Raw genomic sequence first — 388 nt, forward strand, 5'->3', positions numbered from 1 at the left:
TGGATAGGTTACACTTAGCTAGACAGAAAAGATAAGGTGTGTGATAATACGTAAGCAATCACACAGGAGGAATCATATCATGTCAACTCGTAGAAAACGCCGGACGTTTACAGATGAATTTAAAAAGCAGTTAGTCGATTTACACAAAGCAGGTAAACCAAGAAAAGACATTATTGAAGAGTATGAATTAACCCCTTCATCATTCGATAAATGGGTCCAACGGTTCAATCAAACAGGCTCATTCAAAGAAAAAGATAATCTCACCCCTGAACAAAAAGAATTAGATCAGTTGAGAAAAGAAAATGCTCAACTTCAGATGGAAAATGATATTTTAAAGCAAGCGGCGCTGATATTCGGGCGAAGGTCGAAGTAATAAAAGACAATAAAC

General features: G+C 36.6%; 1 pseudogene. It reads left to right on the forward strand.

Going from position 1 to position 388, the window contains the following annotated elements:
• Nucleotides 1-79 precede the first annotated feature (79 nt).
• Nucleotides 80-388, forward strand: a pseudogene (locus tag C3945_RS11750) (transposase); the annotation flags it as partial.

The sequence above is a fragment of the Alkalibacterium sp. MB6 genome, from assembly GCF_009935905.1.
Lineage (GTDB): Bacteria > Bacillota > Bacilli > Lactobacillales > Carnobacteriaceae_A > Alkalibacterium.